16 protein-coding genes are annotated in these 19,970 nt (G+C 75.7%); 7 read left to right on the top strand and 9 right to left on the bottom strand.

Annotation, left to right across the window (positions count from 1 at the left end; genetic code table 11):
• Positions 1-47 precede the first annotated feature (47 nt).
• Positions 48-1,037 (bottom strand): NAD-dependent epimerase/dehydratase family protein, encoded by a 990-nt coding sequence (locus Sfr03f_RS05230; protein ID WP_108952503.1) that lies wholly within the window; start codon positions 1,035-1,037, stop codon positions 48-50.
• A gap of 133 nt (positions 1,038-1,170) precedes the next feature.
• On the opposite strand from Sfr03f_RS05230, the gene Sfr03f_RS05225 reads away from it, so the two are divergent.
• Both Sfr03f_RS05225 and Sfr03f_RS05220 read left to right on the top strand, forming a co-directional pair.
• Positions 1,171-1,590, top strand: coding sequence for an Immediate-early protein 2 (locus tag Sfr03f_RS05225; protein ID WP_108952502.1), 420 nt, complete (start codon positions 1,171-1,173; stop codon positions 1,588-1,590).
• A gap of 102 nt (positions 1,591-1,692) precedes the next feature.
• Complete coding sequence (locus Sfr03f_RS05220) at positions 1,693-3,075, top strand: chloride channel protein (RefSeq protein WP_108952501.1); 1,383 nt, start codon at positions 1,693-1,695, stop codon at positions 3,073-3,075.
• On the opposite strand, the gene Sfr03f_RS05215 is transcribed toward Sfr03f_RS05220, so the two are convergent.
• From Sfr03f_RS05215 to Sfr03f_RS05200, 4 genes are read right to left on the bottom strand one after another with little or no spacing between them, the layout of a single operon-like run.
• Positions 3,020-4,156 carry an XdhC family protein gene (locus tag Sfr03f_RS05215; protein WP_108952500.1) on the bottom strand — a complete coding sequence of 379 codons (1,137 nt, stop codon included), beginning with the start codon at positions 4,154-4,156 and terminating at the stop codon, positions 3,020-3,022. The two genes, Sfr03f_RS05220 and Sfr03f_RS05215, sit on opposite strands and share 56 nt — an antisense overlap.
• Positions 4,157-4,185: 29 nt before the next feature.
• Positions 4,186-6,705: a xanthine dehydrogenase subunit D gene (pucD, locus tag Sfr03f_RS05210; RefSeq protein ID WP_108952499.1), complete on the bottom strand. Its 2,520-nt coding sequence runs from the start codon at positions 6,703-6,705 to the stop codon at positions 4,186-4,188.
• Positions 6,702-7,190, bottom strand: coding sequence for a (2Fe-2S)-binding protein (locus Sfr03f_RS05205; RefSeq protein WP_108952498.1), 489 nt, complete (start codon positions 7,188-7,190; stop codon positions 6,702-6,704). Before Sfr03f_RS05205 ends, pucD begins: the two co-directional genes overlap by 4 nt.
• Positions 7,190-8,080 (bottom strand): FAD binding domain-containing protein, encoded by an 891-nt coding sequence (locus tag Sfr03f_RS05200; protein ID WP_108952497.1) that lies wholly within the window; start codon positions 8,078-8,080, stop codon positions 7,190-7,192. Before Sfr03f_RS05200 ends, Sfr03f_RS05205 begins: the two co-directional genes overlap by 1 nt.
• A gap of 264 nt (positions 8,081-8,344) precedes the next feature.
• Between Sfr03f_RS05200 and Sfr03f_RS05195 the strand changes: the two genes are divergently transcribed.
• Positions 8,345-10,078 carry a PucR family transcriptional regulator gene (locus tag Sfr03f_RS05195; RefSeq protein ID WP_108952496.1) on the top strand — a complete coding sequence of 578 codons (1,734 nt, stop codon included), beginning with the start codon at positions 8,345-8,347 and terminating at the stop codon, positions 10,076-10,078.
• A gap of 161 nt (positions 10,079-10,239) precedes the next feature.
• On the top strand, positions 10,240-11,043 hold the full coding sequence (locus tag Sfr03f_RS05190) for a hypothetical protein (protein ID WP_108953453.1): 804 nt from the start codon (positions 10,240-10,242) through the stop codon (positions 11,041-11,043).
• A gap of 162 nt (positions 11,044-11,205) precedes the next feature.
• Here Sfr03f_RS05190 and Sfr03f_RS05185 read toward each other — a convergent pair whose 3' ends face one another.
• A complete protein-coding gene (locus tag Sfr03f_RS05185; protein WP_170145034.1) occupies positions 11,206-12,012 on the bottom strand; it encodes a GntR family transcriptional regulator in 807 nt (268 codons plus the stop codon).
• A 161-nt stretch (positions 12,013-12,173) separates the two neighbouring features.
• Between Sfr03f_RS05185 and Sfr03f_RS05180 the strand changes: the two genes are divergently transcribed.
• Complete coding sequence (locus Sfr03f_RS05180) at positions 12,174-13,022, top strand: (2Fe-2S)-binding protein (RefSeq protein WP_108952495.1); 849 nt, start codon at positions 12,174-12,176, stop codon at positions 13,020-13,022.
• Between the two features lie 238 nt (positions 13,023-13,260).
• Complete coding sequence (locus Sfr03f_RS05175) at positions 13,261-14,250, top strand: DUF2637 domain-containing protein (RefSeq protein ID WP_108952494.1); 990 nt, start codon at positions 13,261-13,263, stop codon at positions 14,248-14,250.
• A 22-nt stretch (positions 14,251-14,272) separates the two neighbouring features.
• Here Sfr03f_RS05175 and Sfr03f_RS05170 read toward each other — a convergent pair whose 3' ends face one another.
• The 3 genes from Sfr03f_RS05170 to Sfr03f_RS31775 form a co-directional block, all read right to left on the bottom strand.
• Positions 14,273-14,701: an ATP-binding protein gene (locus tag Sfr03f_RS05170; protein ID WP_245967495.1), complete on the bottom strand. Its 429-nt coding sequence runs from the start codon at positions 14,699-14,701 to the stop codon at positions 14,273-14,275.
• Between the two features lie 247 nt (positions 14,702-14,948).
• Entirely contained in the window at positions 14,949-16,691 is a 1,743-nt protein-coding gene (locus tag Sfr03f_RS05165) for a pyruvate dehydrogenase (protein ID WP_108952492.1), read from the bottom strand.
• A gap of 92 nt (positions 16,692-16,783) precedes the next feature.
• Positions 16,784-19,255: a protein phosphatase 2C domain-containing protein gene (locus tag Sfr03f_RS31775; RefSeq protein ID WP_439959675.1), complete on the bottom strand. Its 2,472-nt coding sequence runs from the start codon at positions 19,253-19,255 to the stop codon at positions 16,784-16,786.
• 177 nt (positions 19,256-19,432) lie between these two features.
• On the opposite strand from Sfr03f_RS31775, the gene Sfr03f_RS05155 reads away from it, so the two are divergent.
• Positions 19,433-19,927 (top strand): DUF456 domain-containing protein, encoded by a 495-nt coding sequence (locus tag Sfr03f_RS05155; RefSeq protein WP_108952491.1) that lies wholly within the window; start codon positions 19,433-19,435, stop codon positions 19,925-19,927.
• Positions 19,928-19,970 lie beyond the last annotated feature (43 nt).

The raw sequence follows: 19,970 nt of genomic DNA, 5'->3' as shown, positions 1-19,970 counted from the left end.
CGGGCGGCCGTCCGCGGTGCTCGCGGCGGCCGCCCGCGCGGGTGCGCTCAGGCCGCCTGGGCCGTTCCGGCGAACCAGCCGACGGTCTCCCTGAGCCCGTCGGTCCAGCCGGTCCGGGGCTGCCAGCCGAGGCGTTCGCGGGCCAGCGTGGTGTCGGGGCGGCGCCGCCCGGGGTCGTCCACGGGGCGCTCGACGAAGCGGATCCGCGAGCCGGAGCCGGTCAGCTCGATCACCCGGCGGGCCAGTTCCAGCATGGTGATCTCCTCGGAGCCGCCGATGTTCATCGGTCCGGCCTCCTCCGACGCGGCCAGGGCGAGGACGCCCTCCACGGTGTCGTCCACGTAGCACAGCGAGCGGGTCTGTCCGCCGTCGCCGGCCACCGTGAGCGGCATGCCGGCCAGCGCCTGGGAGATGAAGGTGGGAACCGCGCGGCCGTCGCCGGTCCGCATCCGCGGGCCGTAGGTGTTGAAGATCCGCACGATCGCGGTGGCGGTGCTGTTCACCTGGCGGTGGGCGGTGGTGAGCGCCTCGGCGAACCGCTTGGACTCGTCGTACACGCTGCGCGGGCCGATGGGGTTGACGTTGCCCCAGTACGCCTCGTGCTGCGGGTGCTCCAGGGGGTCGCCGTAGACCTCGGAGGTCGAGGCGAGCAGGAAGCGCGCCTCGTCAACGCCGGCCCGCTCCAGGGCGTGGCGGGTCCCGGTGGAGCCGACCTCCAGGGTCTGCAGCGGCAGTCGCAGGTAGTCGGCGGGCGAGGCCGGGCAGGCGAAGTGCAGCACCAGGTCGAACCGGCCCGGCAGGTCGGCCAGCAGGCCCGGTTCGGTGACGTCTCCCTGGACGAAGGTGAAGCCGCTGCCCTGCTCCAGCTCCAGCACGTTGGCGCGGGAGCCGGTGCAGAGGTTGTCCACGCAGACCACCTCGGTGCCCTCCGACACGAGCCGGGCACAGAGATGGGATCCCACGAAACCGGCGCCGCCGGTGACCAGGGCGCGTCGCCAGGGGCGTCGGGGTCGGCCGAACCAGTTGGGGCGGCTCATACGCCTCTCCTTCCTCTCGCCTGCGGCGGGGAACTGCGGACCGCGAGTACCCGGATCGGGCGGCGCATGTCGAAGGCTCACCCGCTCGGGTGAATGCGGGGGTCGGACGGGAGCGGTTCTCTACCATCGGCGGATGGCCGAATTCCTGATCGAGCGCACGGTGCCGCTTCCCCTCGACGAGGCGTGGCGGCGGGTGACGCACTGGCCCCGGCACGGCGAGGTGGTCCCCTTCACCCGGGTGACGGCGGACGACCGCTTCGTGCGGGCCCGGACGGGGGTGGGGCCGGTGGGTTTCCTCGACCTGATGGAGATCACCGTCTGGGACCCGCCGGCGGCGGGCGCCGGCGGCCGCTGCCGGCTGGAGAAGCGCGGCCGGGTGGTGCTGGGCTGGGCCGAGCTGGAGGTTCGGCCGGGGCCCGGCGGGCGGGCCCGCGTCGTGTGGCGCGAGGACGTCCGGCTGCGGTTCCTGCCGGGGCTCTTCGACGGCGTGCTGCGCGCCGCCGGGCGGCACCTGTTCGGCCGCGCCCTCAACCGGCTGCTGCGGTGGGAGTGACGCCGCCCGGGTGCGCGTGAGGAGGTGCGGGGCGCGGCGGCGCCGCGTTGACTGGTCCCGGGCCTTCATCGCCCCGGCGCCCGCGACCCGCCCGAGGAGAACGTGAGCACTTCCCCCCACTCCGCCTCCGCACCCGCCCCGCAGTCGGCCCCGCCCGCCGCCGGCACCGCGGAGCAGGCGCTGCGGCAGACCCTGCTGAGCCGGGGCTACCTGCGGCTGCTCCTGCTGTCCGCGGTGCTCGGCGTGCCGGTCGCCCTGGCCTGCTTCTTCTTCGTCGCGCTCCAGCACGAGCTCCAGCACTGGGTGTGGACGTCGCTGCCCGAGGCGTTCGGGTACTCCCGGCCTCCGTGGTGGTGGCCCCTGCCCGCGCTGCTGCTGGCCGGGCTGGTCCTGGCGCCGATCGTGACCCGGATGCCGGGTCGGGGCGGCCATCTGCCCGTGAACGGCCTCGGCGGCCCTCCCCTCGGGCCCGGGGCACTGCCGGGTGTCGTGCTGGCCGCGCTGCTGACCCTCCCGCTGGGCGTGGTCCTCGGGCCGGAGGCCCCGCTGATGGCGCTCGGCAGCGGACTGGCGCTGCTGGCGCTGCGCCTGCGGAAGGGCCCGGACAACGCGCGGGCCTCGGCGGTGGTGGCCACCACCGGCTCCACGGCGGCGATCTCCACCATCCTCGGCGGGCCGATCGTGGCCGCCGTGCTGGTGGTGGAGGCGGCGGGCGTCGGCGGCGCGCAACTGGTGGCGCTCCTGCTGCCGTGCCTGACCGCGAGCGCGACGGGCGCGCTGGTCTTCACCGGCTTCGGCCACTGGACGGGCCTGTCGATCGGGGCGCTGACCCTGCCGACGTCGGCCCTGCCCCGGCCCGGTCCGGACGCGGGCGACTTCCTGTGGGGTCTCCCGCTGGCCGCGCTGATCGCGGTGGTGATCGCCCTGGCCCGGCGTCTGGGGCGCCGCGCCGCCGCGTTCAACGGGAGCGCCGCCGGCTCTCCCGTTGCGTGGCGGGTGGTGGCCTGCGCCTTGGCGGTGGGCGTCTGCGTCGCCGCCTACGCGCTGGTCACCGGGCGGTCCCCGGCCGAGGCCGCGCTCTCCGGGCAGGCCACGCTCGCCCAGCTGGCCGGCAGTCCGCACGCCTGGCCGGTCGCGGCACTGTTCGCGCTGGTGCTCTTCAAGGGGCTGGCGTGGGGCATCAGTCTCGGCAGCCTGCGCGGCGGCCCGATCTTCCCGTCGGTCCTGCTGGGCGCGAGCGTGGGCCTCGCCTGCGCCGGGCTGCCGGGCCTGGGCGTCACCCCGGGGCTGGCCCTGGGCATCGCGGCGGCGGTGACGGCGGTGACCGGGCTCCCGCTGACCAGTTCCGTGCTGGCGGTGCTGCTGCTGGGGCGGGCGGCGCACGACCAGGTGCCGCTGATCGTGCTGTCGGCGGTGGTGTCGGTGGTCGTCACCCAGGCGCTGGGCCGGACGGCCGGGGGTGGATCGGGAGCTCCCCGCCCCTGAGCGGCACGCCGGTGCCGCCCCGGCGGCAGGCGACGATCTCGGCCACGATGGACAGGGCCGTCTCCTGCGGGGTCCGGGCGCCCAGGTCGAGGCCGATGGGCGACCGCAGGCGGGCGAGCGCCTGTTCGCCCACGCCCTCCTCGCGCAGGCGCGCCAGGCGGTCCAGGTGGGTGCGGCGGGAGCCCATCGCGCCGACGTAGGCGACGTCCAGGCCGAGCGCGGCGGTCAGCAGCGGGACGTCGAACTTGGGGTCGTGGGTGAGGACGCACAGGGCGGTGCGGGGGTCGACGGCGGTGTTCTCCAGGTAGCGGTGGGGCCAGTCGACCACCACCTCGTCCGCCTCGGGGAAGCGGCTCACGGTGGCGAAGACGGGGCGGGCGTCGCAGACGGTGACGTGGAAGCCGAGGAACTTGCCGGCCCGCACCAGGGCGGCCGCGAAGTCGACGGCGCCGAAGACGATCATCCGGGGCGGCGTCGCCGAGGTCTCCACCAGCAGCGAGAGCGGTGCTCCGCACCGCGAGCCCTGCTCTCCGATCTCGATCAGGGAGGCGTCGCGCCCGGCGTCCAGCAGGGCGGCGGCCTGCTCGGCGACGGTCCGGTCGAGTTCGGTGCCCCGGCCGAAGCCGCCGGAGACGGCGCCGTCGGCCCCGACGAGCAGGGCGCGGCCGAGCAGCTCGGCGGGGCCTTCCACGATCCGCGCCACGGCGGCCGGCTCGCGCCGCGCCGCCGCGGCGACGGCCGCCGCGTACACCGGGCGCACCGCGTCGCCCTCGCGCACCGGCACGACCAGCACCTCGACGGTCCCGCCGCAGGTCAGGCCGACCGCGATCCCGTCGGCGTCCGCGTAGCCGAAGCTCTCGCGCACCGTCTCGCCGTCCTCCAGCGCCCGCAGGCACAGCTCGTGGACGGCGCCCTCGACGCAGCCGCCGGAGACCGAACCGACCGCCTCGCCGTCCCGGTCGACGGCCAGCGCCGCCCCGGGGAGCCGGGGGGCGCTGCCGCCCACGGCGACCACGGTGGCGACGGCGAAGTCACGGCCCTGGCCGATCCAGCCGTTCAGCTCCCGCGCGATGTCCAGCATGGCGGCACTCCTTTCCGCCGGGCGGAGGTCTATCCGTCCGTGAGGTGTTCCGGCCGCACCGGCGCCCGCCGCAGGTCGCGTCCGGTCGCGGCGCGCACCGCGGCCAGGATCGCCGGCGTCGAGGACAGGGTGGGCGCCTCGCCCGCCCCGCGCAGCCCGTAGGGGGCGTTGTCGTCGGCCAGTTCCAGCACCTCCACCGGCATCGGCGGGGTGTCGAGGATGGTGGGGATGAGGTAGTCGGTGAAGGAGGGGTTGCGGACCAGGCCGGTGGCCCGGTCGACCACGATCTCCTCCATCAGCGCCACCCCCAGCCCCTGGGTGCTGCCGCCCTGGATCTGGCCGACCACGGCGAGCGGGTTGACCGCCTTGCCCACGTCCTGGGCGCAGGCCAGCTCCACCACCTTGACCAGTCCGAGTTCGACGTCGACGTCGACCACGGCGCGGTGCGCGGCGAAGGAGTACTGGACGTGGCCGTCGCCCTGCCCGGTGTGCCGGTGGAACGGCTCGGTGGGCCGGTGGCGCCACTCGGTCTCCACCTCGACCGCCTCGTCGCCGAGGATCTCCGCCAGGGAGGCCAGCACCGTGCCGTCCGCGGCGACCACCTCGCCGCCCTCCAGCCGCAGCTCGTCCGGCGACCCGTCGGCCGGCCAGCCGGGCCGCGTGGCGCCGAACCGGGCCCGGCCGAGTTCGAGCACCCGCTCACGCACCAGCTCGCAGGCCCGCTTCACGGCGCCGCCGGTGACGTAGGTCTGCCGGGACGCGGAGGTGGAGCCGGCGCTGCCGACCCGGGTGTCGGCCGGGTGGATGGTGACCTGGGAGACGCCCAGCTCGGTGCGCGCTATCTGGGCGTGGACGGTGACGCCGCCCTGGCCGACCTCGGCCATCGCGGTGTGCACCGAGGCGACCGCCTCGCCCCCGGCGGCCTCCAGCCGCACCCGGGCCGTGGAGTAGTCGTCGAACCCCTCGGAGAAGCCGACGTTCTTGATGCCGACGGCGTACCCGACGCCGCGCACCACCCCTTCGCCGTGGCTGGTGTTGGACAGTCCGCCGGGCAGCGCCCGCACGTCGACCGCGCCCGTCCCGGTCTCCCAGGGCCGCTCCTCGGGCAGTGGCAGTTCCTTGACCCTGCGCAGCAGTTCGGCCACCGGCGCGGGCGCGTCGACGACCTGCCCGGTGGGCAGCACCGAGCCCTGGGTCATGGCGTTGCGCTGCCGGAACTCGACCCGGTCCATGCCGACGGCGTCGGCGAGCCGGTCCATCTGCGCCTCGTAGGCGAAGCACGCCTGGACGGCGCCGAAGCCGCGCATCGCGCCGCAGGGCGGGTTGTTGGTGTAGAGGGCGAGCGCCTCGACCTCCACGGCGTCCACCTCGTAGGGTCCGACGCCCAGCGACGCGGCGTTGCCGACCACGGCCGGGGAGGAGGAGGCGTAGGCGCCGCCGTCGAGCACGATCCGGGCGCGCACGTGGGTGAGCTTCCCGTCCTTGGTGGCGCCGTGCTCGTAGACCAGCCGGGCCGGGTGGCGGTGGACGTGGCCGAAGAAGGACTCGTACCGGTTGAAGACCATCTTCACCGGGCGTCCGGTGCGCAGGGCGAGCAGGCAGGCGTGGATCTGCATGGACAGGTCCTCGCGCCCGCCGAACGCGCCGCCGACGCCGGCCAGGGTCATCCGCACCTTGTCCTCGGGCAGGCCGAGGACGGGCGCGATCTGCCGGAGGTCGGCGTGCAGCCACTGGGTGGCCACGTACAGGTCGACGCCGCCGTCCTCCGCGGGGACGGCCATGCCGGACTCCGGGCCGAGGAAGGCCTGGTCCTGCATGCCGAACTCGTACTCGCCGCGGACCACGAAGTCGGCGCGGGCCGCGGCCTCCTCGACGTCGCCGCGGACGATGGGCTGGCGGTGCACGACGTTGGGGTGCGGGACGTGCGGGGCGTGGTGGTCGGTGCGGTCCTCGTGGATCAGCACCGCGTCGGGCGCGGTCGCGCTCGCCTCGTCGGTGATCAGCGGGAGTTCGCGGTACTCGACCTTGATCTTCGCGGCGGCGCGCCGGGCGATCTCGGGGTGGTCGGCGGCGACGGCGGCGATCGGCTCGCCGTGGTGGCGGATCCGGCCGTGGGCGAGGACGGGGGTGTCCTGGATCTCCAGTCCGTAGTGCCGCACCTCGGTGGGCAGGTCGTCGTAGGTCAGCACGGCGTGCACGCCCGGGGTGGCCAGCGCCTCGGAGACGTCCACGGAGAGGATCTCCGCGTGGGCCACGGTGGACCGCAGCAGGTGCCCCCACAGCATGTGCTCGTGCCACAGGTCGGAGGAGAAGGCGAACTCCCCGGTGACCTTGAGGACGCCGTCGGGCCGCAGCACCGACTCGCCGACGCCGCCCGCGTTGCCGGCGCGACGGGCGAAGCGGGTGGGCAGGCCGGCCAGCGGGCCGGGCGGCCCCAGCTCCGAGCGCACCCCCGGGATGACGGGCGCGGGGCGCCGGCCGGTGACGCCGCTCGTGCCGCGCGGGTCGGTGAGGCCGCTCGTGCCGCGCGGGTCGGTGAGGCCGCTCATGCCCGGTCCCCTTCCGGTTCGGCGCAACGCCGGGCGGCGGCCAGCCGGACCGCGTCCATGATCTTCTCGTAACCGGTGCAGCGGCACAGGTTGCCCGAGAGCGCCTCGCGGATGTCCGCGTCGGCGGGCTTCGGGTTCCGGTCCAGCAGGTCGTCGGCGGCGACCAGCAGGCCCGGTGTGCAGAAGCCGCACTGCACCGCCCCCGCGTCGACGAACGCCCGCTGCACGGTGGACAGTTCGCCCTCCGGTGCGAGGCCTTCGACGGTGACCACCTCGCACCCCTCGGCCTGCCCGGCGGCCACCAGGCAGGCGCAGACCGGCACCCCGTCCAGGCGGACCGTGCAGGAGCCGCACTCGCCCTGTTCGCAGGCGTTCTTGGAGCCGGGCAGCCCGAGCCGCTCGCGCAGCACGTAGAGCAGCGACTCGCCCTCCCAGACGTCGTCGGCCTCCCGGGCGCGGCCGTTGACGGTCAGCCGGACGCGCATCATGCGGCTCCCTCCGTGGCGCGGGCGCTCCCGCGGTACTCCTCCCAGGCCCAGCCCAGGGTGCGGCGGGCCAGCACGCCCACCGCGCGGCGGCGGTAGGCGGCGGTGCCGCGGACGTCGTCGATGGGTGAGCAGGCGGCGGCGCACAGGTCGGCGAAGTGCCGCGCGGCCGCGGGCGGGACGACGCGCCCGCTCTCCCAGCAGCGCTCCTCCTCCAGCACCCCGCCGAGGAACTCCTCGGCCTCGCGGGCGCGCACCGGGGTGGGGGCGGCGGAGCCGATGCCGGTGCGCACGGAGCGCGTCTGCGGGTGCAGTGCCAGGCCGAAGGCACACACGGCGATGACCATGGCGTTGCGGGTGCCGACCTTGGCGTACTGCTGCGGGCCGTCCGCCCGCCGCACGCGGACCGCGCGGATCAGTTCGTCGGGGGCGAGCGCGTTGCGCTTGGGCCCCAGGTAGAAGTCGTCGATCGGGATCAGGCGGGTGCCGCGGGCCGAGACGGCCTCGACCTCGGCGCCGGCCGCGAGCAGGGCCGGGTGCGCGTCGCCCGCCGGGGAGGCGGTGCCCAGGTTGCCGCCGACGCCGCCGCGGTGGCGGATCTGCGGGGAGGCCACGGTGTGCGAGGCCAGCGCCAGGCCGGGCAGCTCCCGCCGCAGCCCTTCCATGATCCGCGTGTAAGGGACGCCGGCGCCCAGCCGGACGGAGTCCCCGTCCGTCTCCCACTCCTTCAGCTCGGCGATCCTCCCCAGGTCCAGCAGCCGCTCGGGCCGGCGGTGGCCGAAGTTCAGCTCGACCATGAGGTCGGTCCCGCCGGCGAGGGGCACGGCGTCGGGGTACTCGGCCTTCGCCGCGAGCGCCTCCTCCCAGCCGGCCGGTCGTAGGAATTCCATGCCTGGGCCGCTCCTCCTGGACTGCGGGTCCACGCCCGGTGGCGCGAAGGGGTGGTCCGATACGTGTTGACGCTCGGTCCGGCCAGTACACCGCCCCCTCACCCGGTCGGGTCAGTCGCCGAAGGCACGAAGGAATTCGCTGGCCAGGACTTCCATCTTGTAGATTCGTATGAAAGAGGGGGTCGTGCGATCCGTGTGTTTCCGTCCGGGAACACGACGGCTCCCCGGCTCCACGACCACGAGACCCGAACGGCGGCGACTGGAATGCGGCTCCGCGCACTGCTGGACACCCCCGGGCTCGGCCTGCGGCTGCTCGGCGGCGAGGACGAGCTGGACCGCGCGGTGCGCGGTGTGATGACCACCGACCTGAAGGACCCCAGCCGCTACCTCGCAGGTGGGGAGCTCGTCCTGACCGGTCTCGCCTGGCGTCACGAACCGGCCGACTCGGAACGGTTCGTCCGCATTCTCGCCGATGCGGGTGTCGCCGCCCTCGGGGCCGGCGAGGCCGAGCTGGCCGGCATCCCGGACGACGTGGTCGAGGCGTGCGCCCGGCACCGGCTGCCGCTGTTCGCGGTGGACGAGTCCGTTGCGTTCGCGAGCATCACCGAGCACGTGGTGCGCCAGGTGTCCGGTGAGCGGGCCGGGGACCTGGCGGCGGTCGTGGAGCGCCACCGCCGGATGATGACCGCCGGCCCGGCCGGGGGCGGCCCGGACGTCATGCTGGAGCTGCTGGGCTCGGACCTCGACCTGCGGGCCTGGGTGCTCTCCCCGGCCGGCCGTCTGATCGCGGGCCCCAAGGACGCCGGCGCCCCGCTCGCCCCGGAGGTCCGCACCCGGCTGGCCGCCGAGCACCTCGCCGCCCTGCGCGCCGGACGGCGAGCACCCCATCGGGTGACGGCCGCCGGGGTGACGTACTCGCTCTTCCCGGTCCGCGCCGCCGCCCGCCCCGAGCGGCCCGGCCAGGGCGCGCGCCGGGAGGGCGTGCCGGCCGCTCCCGTCCTGTCCGACTGGCTGCTCGCCGTCCAGGCCGACGCCGCCGAGTGGCCCGACGCCCGGCTGGATCTGGTGCACGGCGTCACCCAGCTGGTGGCCGTCGAACGCGAGCGCCGCGAGGCCGGGCGCACGGTGCGGCGCAGACTGGCCCAGGAACTGCTCGAGCTGGTCCAGGCGGGCGCCGCTCCCGGCGAGATCGCGGCCCGGCTGCGGGTGGCCGCCCCGGTGCTGCTGCCGGGCCTCGACGCCGCCCCGGACTGGCAGGTGGTGGTGGCCCGCGTCGAACAGCAGGCCGTCGAGGACCGTGCCGAGGGCGCCCGCCGGGCGCAGGCGCTGCTGGAGGAGCTGCTGGCCGACCCGTCGGCGGCCGGGCCCGAGCCGTCCGACCGGCTGGCCGTGGCGGTCTCCGGGGAGGAGGCCGTCGCCCTGGTGCCGCTGCCGCCCTCCGGCGACGGCGCCCGGGGCGCGGCCGAGGAGTCCGGCGCCGACGCCGCGGACCGGCAGCCTCAGGGCCTGTCGGCCGAGTCACTGCTGGCCGCCGTCCGCGAGCCGCTGGCGGCCGGGCTGGGCGACGAGGGCCGTCTCACGCTGGGCGTCAGCGCCGCGGTGCACTCCGCGGAGGGACTGCGCGGGGCGCTGGAGGAGGCCCGGCACGCCCGCCGGGTGGCCGCCGCCCGTCCCGGCGCGGTCTGCGCGGCCGGCCACCAGGAACTGGCCTCGCACGTGCTGCTGCTGCCGTTCGTCCCCGACGACGTGCGGCGCGCCTTCACCGCCCGGCTGCTGGACCCGCTGCGGGAGTACGACGGACGCCACCGGGCCGAGCTGATCCCTACGCTGGAGGCCTTCCTGGAGGCCGACGGCTCGTGGACGCGGTGCGCCGCCCGCCTCCACCTGCACGTCAACACCCTGCGCTACCGGGTGGGCCGCATCGAGCAGTTGACGGGTCGTGACCTCTCCCGCCTGGAGGACAAGCTCGACTTCTTCCTGGCCCTGCGGATGAGCTGACCTGGGCGGTGTCCGGCCCGCGGCGCCCGGGGTCCGGCCACTTTGTGAAATGTTTCACCCGACCTCTTGGCCGGAACATCTGAATCGTGCTGAGATTCCGCCACCACCACATCCGGCTCGATGACGGCGTGCTCGGGGAGGGCAACGTGGCGTACACCGCCATGTCCGGTACCACGACGAACACCGCGACACCCGCAGAAGGCGAATCACTGCAGGAAGCCGTATGGCGGCTGCGCTCGAGGGCGTGCTGGGCGGACGCGGCGGCCCTGCTCACGGGCGACGACCCCGAGGACGCGCTGCAGCGGGCCGCGCTCCTGGTGGAGCGCTGTCTGTACACCGAACAGGGCTGGGAGGACGCCGAGGACGCGCTGCGCACGGCGGAGGCCGCGGCCCGCACCCCGGAGGAACGCGGGGCGGCGGCCTGCGAGCGGGGCTTCCTCGCCTACGCCGCCACCCTGCACGGGGTGCGCGACCGGGCCGACGAGGCCCGCGCCGCGCTCGGCCGGGCCGCGGCGCTGATCCCTCCCGCGACGCCCCGCCGCGCGCTGCTGGACTTCCGGCGCGGTCTGGTCGCCCAGAACCTCGCCAACGCCCCGCAGGCGGCCCGCGCCGCCTACCGCAGGGCGCACGCCGGGGCCACCGCGCACCCCGACCCGCTGCTCCTGTCCTTCACCTGGCGGCACCTGGCCACGCTGGCCCTGCGGGACGGCGACGTAGCGGAGGCCCGGCACGGCTTCGCCGAGTCGCTGCGGCTGCGGGAGGAGATCGGCTACCTGGTCGGGACGGCCCCGGCGCTGGTCTCCCTCGCCACGACGGAGCCCGAGAGCCGGGCCCGCCGCCTGCGCGCCGAGGCGCGCCGCCTGCACCGGCTGCTGGGCGGCGTGCCGACCTGGCTGTCCGCGCAGGTGGAACCGGGGGAGACCGAGGCGCCCGACGAGCCGGTCGCCACGGACGGCGCCGCCTGAGGCGCGCCCCGTGCGTCCCCACCGCCTCCTACGGGCATCCTCGGGTCATGCCGCCGACGGCGGGAGGTCACCGGCACGGTGGAGGTCGTCCCGCAGGGCCGGCGGCGGCCGCCCACGCCCGGGGCGTGAGGCCCGCGGCGCCTCGGCGGGCGCGGAAGGGGACTACCGCCGCGCGCCCGTGAAGTGCTCCTCCACCAGCCGGCGGACCACGTCCAGGTCACGCGCCACCAGCGCGTCCAGCAGCGCGTGGTGCTCGGCCGCATCGGCGAGCAGCTCGGCGTGCCCGCGCGCCCGGGCCGCGCCGCCGGCCTGCGGCCACTGCGCGCGGCGGTGCAGGTCCTCGGCGATGCGCACCAGTTCGGCGTTGCCCGCCAGGGAGAGCAGCGCCCGGTGGAAGGCCCGGTCGGCCTCCGCGTAGGTGGCCGCGCAGCCGGACGACGCCGCCAGCACCGTCCGCTCGGCCGGCGGGCGCAGTTCGGCCCAGCGCTCGGGCGGCACGGTGCGGGCCAGGCGCAGCACCACCGGCACCTCGAGGAGGGCCCGCACCTCGGCCAGTTCGGCCAGTTCCCGCGCCCCGCGCTCGGCGACCCGGAAGCCGCGGTTGGGGACCACTTCGACGGCTCCCTCGAGGGCCAGCTGCTGCATCGCCTCCCGCACGGGCGTCGCCGACACCCCGAGCCGCTGTCCGAGGACCGGGGCGGAGTGGACCTCGCCGGGCGCCAGCTCCCCGGAGACCAGGGCGGTCCGCAGGGCGCTCAGCACCTGCTCGCGCACCGAGGCGCGCCGCACCACGCGCGGTGCGTGCGGCTCCCTGGGCGCGGGCAGCGCTCCCGCGGCGCCCGCCGGGCCGTCGTGCGGGTGCGCGCCGCGGGCTCCGGATCCCGCCCGGTCCTCCGGGGTCCCGCCCGTGGCGTCGCGCGGCGGCCACGCCGCTTCGCCCGCTCTTCGACGCGGGCGTGCCTGCTCCACGGGGACCTCCTGGGCGTGACGGCGGATTCCGGCGCGGGTCGCGGATCCGGGCTCCCAGCACGATAGGGGGCGCACGCCGGTGTTCCCAGCTCCGGCCTCTATGAGTAAGGTAAGGCTTACCTGTCAACGCTTGATCACGCTCACGGGAACGGGAGTCCGTCGTGCCCTTCGTCACCTCGGCTTTTCAGGACGCGTACGACCGTCTCGCGTCCGCCTTCCCGCACCTGACCGTGACCGAAGTCGCTCCCGGCGAGCCGCTGCCGACCGAGCGCGCCGACGCCGGGCCCGGGTGGGCCGCCTCGGCCCGCTTCGCCGAGGACGGTCCCGAGGTCGCCGGCCTGATCGCCCGGGACGGGGCGATGGTCGAGCAGTACTACGGCAGGCCCCCGCGGCCGGACGTCGGCGCCTCCCTTGCCCTGCACCGGTACGCCTGGCCGGTCTGCCTCCTCTTCACGATCCCCGCCTTCCTCTCCCGCCGGGTGCCGCGACTCTCCGTGGACGACGTGGCCGTGCACCTGGAGACGGGACGGATCGTGGTGCGGCCGCGGACCTTCGCCTGCCTGCCGGGCGACCCCGCGGCCGCCCTGCCCGGTGCCCGGGTGGTGCCCGACGAGGACGCCCTGCGCGCCGAGGTGCGGGCCGCCGCCGCCGAGCACCTGGGTCCGGTGCTGGACGTCTTCGGCCCGCGGATGCGGCGCCGCGGCCGGTCGCTGTGGGGCATGGTGACCGACGAGATGGTCGAGGGCCTGTGGTACGTCGGCAACCTGCTCGGCGAGGAGCGGCGGGCCGTGGAGGAGCTGGGCCGGATGCTGCCCGGCGCCACCCTGCCGCTGCCCGGCGCGGCCGCCTTCCGGGAGCTGCCCGGGCCGGACGGCGACCCGCTCACCACCCGCGACCGGGTGACCTGCTGCCTGGCCTACACGCTGGCGGAGAACAGCACCTGCGTCACCTGCCCGCGCACCTGCGACACCGAGCGGATCGCCAAGCTGACCGCGGTGCCCGCGGCCTGACATCTGGTCGGATTTGCGTCCGGCGCCGTCAGGCGACCGCCTCGCACACCACCCGTGTGCGGGATTGCCTCTCGAACACAACTCAGCTCCCGCGCACGGCAGTTCGACCCCGGGACCGCGAACGCGGGGCGGTCCGCCACCCCCTCGGCTCCTCTTGCCCCGAAACCCCTTACGCCGGTCGCCGGTTGGGCCAACATGGCCGCCAGCCAGGCCACCAAGCCCGACGCAAGGGACACCGATGAGACTGACCGACGTTTCGCTGAATTGGCTGCTTCCCGGCGCCGTACTGCTCCTCGGCGTGCTGGCCGCGGTGGCGGTGCTCGCGCGTGGCCGCAAGGCGTCGGCGGTGGGCCCGGCATCCCCGGACGACTCCTGGGAGCGCAGCGAGGAGCGACGGCGGCGCAAGGAGGCGGTGTACGGCACCGCGTCGTACGTCCTGCTGTTCTGCTGCGCCGCGGTGGCCGCGGCGCTCTCCTTCCACGGCCTGGTCGGCTTCGGCCGCCAGAACCTCGGCCTGTCCGGCGGCTGGGAGTACCTGGTGCCGTTCGGCCTCGACGGGGCGGCGATGTTCTGCTCGGTCCTCGCGGTGCGCGAGGCCAGCCACGGTGACGCGGCGCTGGGTTCCCGGATGCTGGTGTGGCTGTTCGCGGGCGCGGCCGCCTGGTTCAACTGGGTGCACGCGCCGCGAGGTCTGGGCCACGCGGGCGCGCCGCAGTTCTTCTCCGGCATGTCGTTGTCCGCGGCGATCCTCTTCGACCGTGCGCTGAAGCAGACCCGCCGCGCCGCCCTGCGCGAACAGGGCCTGATTCCGCGGCCGTTGCCGCAGATCCGGGCGGTGCGGTGGCTGCGCGCGCCGCGCGAGACCTACCGCGCCTGGTCGCTGATGCTGCTGGAGGGCGTGCGGAGCCTGGACGAGGCGGTGGAGGAGGTCCGCGAGGACAGGAGGCTGCGGGAGCAGTCGCGGCGGCGGCGCAGGGAGCAGAAGCGGGTGGAGCGGGCGCACCTCAAGGCGGTGAGCCGCGGGCACGCTCCGGCCGCGCTGACCGAGCGGGCGGCGCCCCAGGTGGAGCTCGAGCGCGCCGACGGCGCCTCCGTCTCCGCGGAGCCCGAGCAGCTGCCGCTGCGCAGCCGCCCCTCGCTGCCCGCCCCGGAGGAGGACACCATGGCCCTGCGCCAGTTGGACACCCTGGAGCGCAAACTGAAGGACCTGGAGCAGCAGTTCGGCTGACCCGGCGCCGCCCGCCCCTCCGTCAGGCCCGGACCGGTCCGGCGCTGGCGCAGGCCAGCTCGAACCACACGGATTTGCCGAGGGCGTGAGCGCGCACCCCCCAGGCGTCGGCGAGGGTGGCCACCAGCAGGAGGCCCCTGCCGCCGGTGGCGTCGTCGTCGGCCTCCTCGCCCGCCGGCAGCCGCGGGGGGCGGCTGCGGACGAAGTCCCGTACCTCGACCCTGAGCCGTCGTCCGGTGACCGTCACCTTGAGGACCGCGCCGTGCCCGGTGTGCACCAGGGCGTTGGTGACCAGTTCGGTGGTGAGCAGCTCCGCCGTGTCCAGCAGGTCCGCGTCCAGCCGGCGGTCCGGCCCCTCGCACCGCACCAGCTCCCGTAACGCGCGTCGCGCCCGTGGCACGGCGGCCAGGTCCGCCCGGCGCAGGCGCTGCCTGAGCCGGGGCCTGCCCATGCGGCGGCCGGGCCGCTCGGTGGCCGGCGACTGCGGTGGCACGCCCGGTCCGGTGGACGGCTCCGCCGCGTCGGCGACGGCGGAGACGCCCGCCTCTGTTGCCTGCCTCTTCATGACCCCCCGTTCACGCCGAATCGCGCATCCCTTTCTCGAACGCGCTCACGAGATGCATGCCCGCGTCCGGAACGCGGCACTCATCCCGTTCCGGTGGGAGGCCGGACGAGGACGGGGCGACCGCCGGAATCGCTCAGGGGCGCGGCACGTTGCGCAGGTTGGAGCGCGCCATCTGCAGCATCCGCCCCACGCCTCCGTCGAGCACCACCTTGGAGGCGGAGAGCGCGAAGCCCGTCACCATGTCCTTCTTGATCTTCGGCGGGATGGACAGCGCGTTCGGGTCGGTCACCACGTCGACCAGGGCGGGCCCCTTGTGCCGGAACGCCGCCTTGAGCGCGCCCGGCAGGTCCTTGGGCTTCTCCACGCGCACGCCGAACGCTCCGCAGGCCTCGGCGACGGCGGCGAAATCCGGGTTGGTGTTGGCGGTGCCGTGCGAGGGCAGGCCGGCCACCAGCATCTCCAGCTCGACCATGCCCAGCGAGGAGTTGTTGAACAGGACCACCTTCACCGGCAGGTCGTACTGGACGAGGGTGAGGAACTCCCCCATCAGCATGGCGAATCCGCCGTCGCCGGACATCGAGACGACCTGGCGGCGCCGGTCGGTGAACTGCGCGCCGATCGCCATCGGCAGCGCGTTGGCCATCGAACCGTGGGAGAACGAACCGATCACCCGGCGGCGCCCGTTGGGGGTGATGTAGCGCGCCGCCCAGACGTTGCACATGCCGGTGTCGACGGTGAACACCGCGTCGTCGTCGGCCATGTCGTCGAGCACCGCGGCCACGTACTCGGGGTGGATCGGGACGTGCTTCTCCACCTTGCGGGTGTAGGCCTTGACCACGCCCTCCAGCGCGTCGGCGTGCTTCTTCAGCATCTTGTCGAGGAAGCGGCGGTTCGTCTTCTCCTGCACCCGGGGGATCAGGCACTTCAGCGTCTCCTTGACGTCGCCCCACACCGCCAGGTCGAGCCGGGAGCGCCGTCCGAGGTGCTCGGGGCGCACGTCGACCTGGGCGATCTGCACGTCGTCGGGGAGGAAGGCGTTGTAGGGGAAGTCGGTGCCGAGGAGGATCAGCAGGTCGCACTCGTGGGTGGCCTCGTAGGCGGCGCCGTAGCCGAGCAGGCCGCTCATGCCTACGTCGTAAGGGTTGTCGTACTGGATCCACTCCTTGCCCCGCAGGGCGTGGCCGACCGGCGACTTGATCAGCTCGGCGAGCCGCATCACCTCCTGGTGGGCGTCCTTGCAGCCGGCGCCGCAGAACAGGGTGACCTTGCCGGCCTTGTTGATCATCTCGACCAGCGCGTCGAGTTCGGCGTCCCCGGGGCGGACCGAGGGACGGCTGGTGACCAGCGCGGTGTCGTAGGCGCCCTCGGGGGCCGGCTCGTCGGCGATGTCGCCGGGCAGGGTGACGACGCTGACGCCGGAGCGTCCCACCGCGTGCTGGATCGCGGTGTTGAGCAGCCTCGGCATCTGCGACGGGCTGGAGATCATCTCGCTGTAGTGGCTGCAGTCGCGGAACAGCCGGTCGGGGTGGGTCTCCTGGAAGAAGCCGAGCCCGATCTCCGAGGAGGGGATGTGCGAGGCGAGCGCGAGCACGGGGGCCATGGAGCGGTGCGCGTCGTACAGGCCGTTGATCAGGTGCAGGTTGCCGGGGCCGCAGGAGCCGGCGCAGGCGGTCAGCTGCCCGGTGACCTGAGCCTCGGCGCCGGCCGCGAAGGCGGCGGCCTCCTCGTGCCGTACGTGCACCCAGTCGATGCCCTTGTGGCGGCGTACGGCGTCGACGACGGGGTTGAGGCTGTCCCCGACCACCCCGTACATCCGCCGCACGCCCGCGCGGGTGAGGATGTCGACGAACTGCTCGGCGACGTTCTGCTTGGCCATGGGTCCGCGTGCCCCTTCGCTGCGTGCTCACGATCCGTGTCCGGACCGCTCGTGTCCCCGTTCTTGGGACCATCAATCCACGCGGGGCGCGATCACGCCTCCCAGACGGCCGCCGCCGTACGGTCGTCGGCGTAACCCTTCACCCGCACCTGCACGTCCGCCAGGAAACCGGCGAGCCCGGGCGGTTCCGGCGCGGCCCACCTCCGGCCCAGGTGGGCGAGGAGCGCGGGCTCCCCGCCGAGCGGGTCGGACAGGCCGGCCGCGCACATCAGCAGCCGGTCCCCCGGCCGGGCGACGCAGGTGCGGAACCGGAACGGTTCGCGGGGCGGCTCGGGCGCGGGCTCGTAAGGGCTCGGCGGCGTGGTGATGCCGAGGTCCAGGGTCAGCTCGCCCGGTTTCGCGGCGGGGCCGGCCGGCCGGGGCTCGAGGTCCTGCCAGTCGCCGTCGCGCAGCCGGTACAGGCCGCCGTCACCGACGCCGAAGAACACCCGGATGCGGCAGTCGGGGTCCGCCGGCAGCAGCAGGCAGCGCAGCGTCGCCTCGTCGCCGCCGGTGCTCCACCCCTCAACCCGTGCGGTGGCCCGCAGACGGCCGAGGCTGCGGTCGGTGAGCCGCTGCAGTCCCGCCCTGAGGTCGGCGCGGCGGCCCTCGCGCACGTCCTCGGCGAGGCGGGCGGCGCTGCGACCGACGGCCTGGGCGATCCAGCGGCACGCCGCGGTGGCGGCCCGCTGCCCGGTGGGGGTGGCGCGGGCGCCGGTGGCGACGGCGACCAGCACCAGCGCGCGGTCGCCCACCCCGAACCGGGCGGTCAGCAGCGCGTCCCGGCGTACCTCGCCCCGGTAGCGGGCCGAGTCCCCGCGCACCGAGGCGGCGCGCAGGGTCAGCCCGCCGTGCCGGGCGCCGTCCAGCACGCTGTCGGGGACCAGGTCCTCCAGGGCGGCGGGGTCCGCCATCGGCAGCGAGGTGGGCTCGGCGTCGTAGCCGGGCGGTTCGTCGCCCACGTACGCCACGTCCCGGCCCGCCCCGCCACCGAGGTCCAGCGTCTCCCGGTCGGGCGGTAACGGGGCGTCCTCCCGGAACGGCCCGGGCCGCGTGGCGGTGCGGCGCCCGGGCCCGGCGGCGTCCCCCCGGTCACCCTCCGCCGGCGCGGCGGCGCGGCGCCCGGGGGTCGCGGTGTCCCCTCGCGAGGGCACGTCGGCGTCGCGAGCACCCGCGGCGTTCCGCGCACCCGTCGTCGCGGCCCGACCGCCGGCGCCCTCGCCGGGGCGCACCCCGGCACGGTCGCCCGCACCTCGCGCGGGGCCTTTCCCGGCACGGTCGCCCGCACCTCGCGCGGGGCCTTCCCCGGCACGGTCGCCCGCACCCGCCTCAGGACGAACTCCGGCCGCGTCACCCACGCTCTCTGCAGGGCGTGCCGCGGGCCGATCAATCGTGCCCTCCAGCTGTTCCCTGTTCGCGCCGCGGCCGGCGCCGCCCGACGGCCGTTCGCCGGACACGGCCGGGTCACCGGTGCCGCGCCTGGTGCCGCCGTCCACGGTGTCGGGAGCCGTGCCGTCACGGGAGGCTGTGCCTTCGGCCCCGTTCCGCGGCTGCCCGGCGGTGGAGCCGGGGCCCCCGGGCTCGCGCACCGGGCCGTCCAGCCGCTCCAGGTCCGGATCCAGATCCAAATCCAGGTCCAGGTCGGGATCCCAGTCCAGACCCACGTCCGGGTCCCGCTCCAGGTTCGGACCGGGCTCCGCAACTGGTTCCTGCCCGAACTCCGGGACCGCAGCCGGGTTCCGACCGGGGTCCGAGGCCGGACCGGCGTCCGAGGCCGGACCGGAGCCCGAGGCCCGAGCCGGGTCCGAGGCCCGGGCGGCAGCCGGACCGGCGTCCGAGGCCGGAGCGGGGCCCGAGGCCGGACCGGCGTCCGAGGCCGGACCGGCGTCCGAGGCCGGACCGGCGTCCGAGGCCGGACCGGGGCCCGAGGCCGGACCGGCGTCCGAGGCCGGACCGGCGTCCGAGGCCGGACCGGCGTCCGAGGCCGGACCGGCGTCCGAGGCCGGACCGGCGTCCGAGGCCGGACCGGGGCCCGAGGCAGGACCGGCGTCCGAGGCAGGACCGGCGTCCGAGGCCGGGCCGCGGGCCGGGGTCCGGTTCGCGGCCGGGCCCGCGTCCGCGTCCGGGGCCTCGGGTGCGCCCCCGGGTCGGGGTCGGGCCCCTGCGCCCCGGCTTCGGTCGGCCGCGGCGAACCAGTCGTCGCCGATCGTCGGCTCGGCCCCGCCCTGCGGCCCCGCGGGGAAGCCGCCGTCCGAGGCGTCCCACGCCGTGCCGGCAGGCGGCGCGGAAGGACCCGGCGCACCCGGCTCCGGCCGGGGCGAGGGGACCGCGCGGCCGTCCGTGGGGGCGCCGCCCCCGCCCACCGTTCCGGCCACGGAGGCGAACCTGTCGTCCAGCGAGTCGGGGGCCGCCGACGGGCCCGTGTCGCCGGTGGCCCCGTCGTACAACTGGCCCCACCAGTCGTCCTCGTGCTCACGCTCGTCCTGGTCCCGGCGGCCGGTGGGCGTCTCCCCCTGTTGGCTCATGCTCCTAATCTTCGACCGCGCAAGCCGTCTGAAACCGTGCATCGCGGCGGCGTTCGGGTGGGGCGCCCGCCGAGAACACACGACCGGACGGCAACCCGAACAACCGGCCGAAGCCGCCGGGAAACTCCGGCCACGCCGAACCCTGCGCCCGTGCTCCTCCTCGGGCACCCTGGAGGAATGGGAGCGTGGGAACTCCTGCTGGCCGGGGTGATCATCGTGCTCGGCCTGTGCGGAGTACTGACCCCCGGGGTGCCCGGGTCCTGGCTCGTGTGGGCCGGTGTCCTGTGGTGGGCGCTGAACGACCCGCGCCCGACCGCCTGGGCGGTCCTGGTGGGCGCGACGCTCCTGTTGCTGCTCGCCGGGCTGCTGCGCGCCCAGTTCACCCCCCGGCACGCCTCCCGCACCACCGACCTGGCCCGCCGCCCCGGCCCGCGCGGCTACGCCGGTCTCGGGGCGTTCCTCGGCTTCTTCCTGCTGCCCGTCGTCGGCGCCGTCCCGGGTTTCCTGGCCGGCCTCTACCTGCACGAGCGCCTGCACGAGGGCCGCCGCCCGCGCGAGGCGAGGGCGGCGGTGCGCGGCATGATGCGTTCCGGCGGCACGGCGCTGCTGGTGGAGCTCTACGCGGCGCTCCTGATCCTCGGCGCCTGGCTCCTGACCGTGCTCCTGCGCTGAAACACCGGCCGGGCGCGCCGCTCCGCGCACCCGACGGGCCACC

Source organism: Streptomyces fragilis (genome assembly GCF_003112515.1).
GTDB lineage: Bacteria > Actinomycetota > Actinomycetes > Streptomycetales > Streptomycetaceae > Streptomyces > Streptomyces fragilis.
This window is presented reverse-complemented; position numbering and strand designations above follow the sequence as displayed.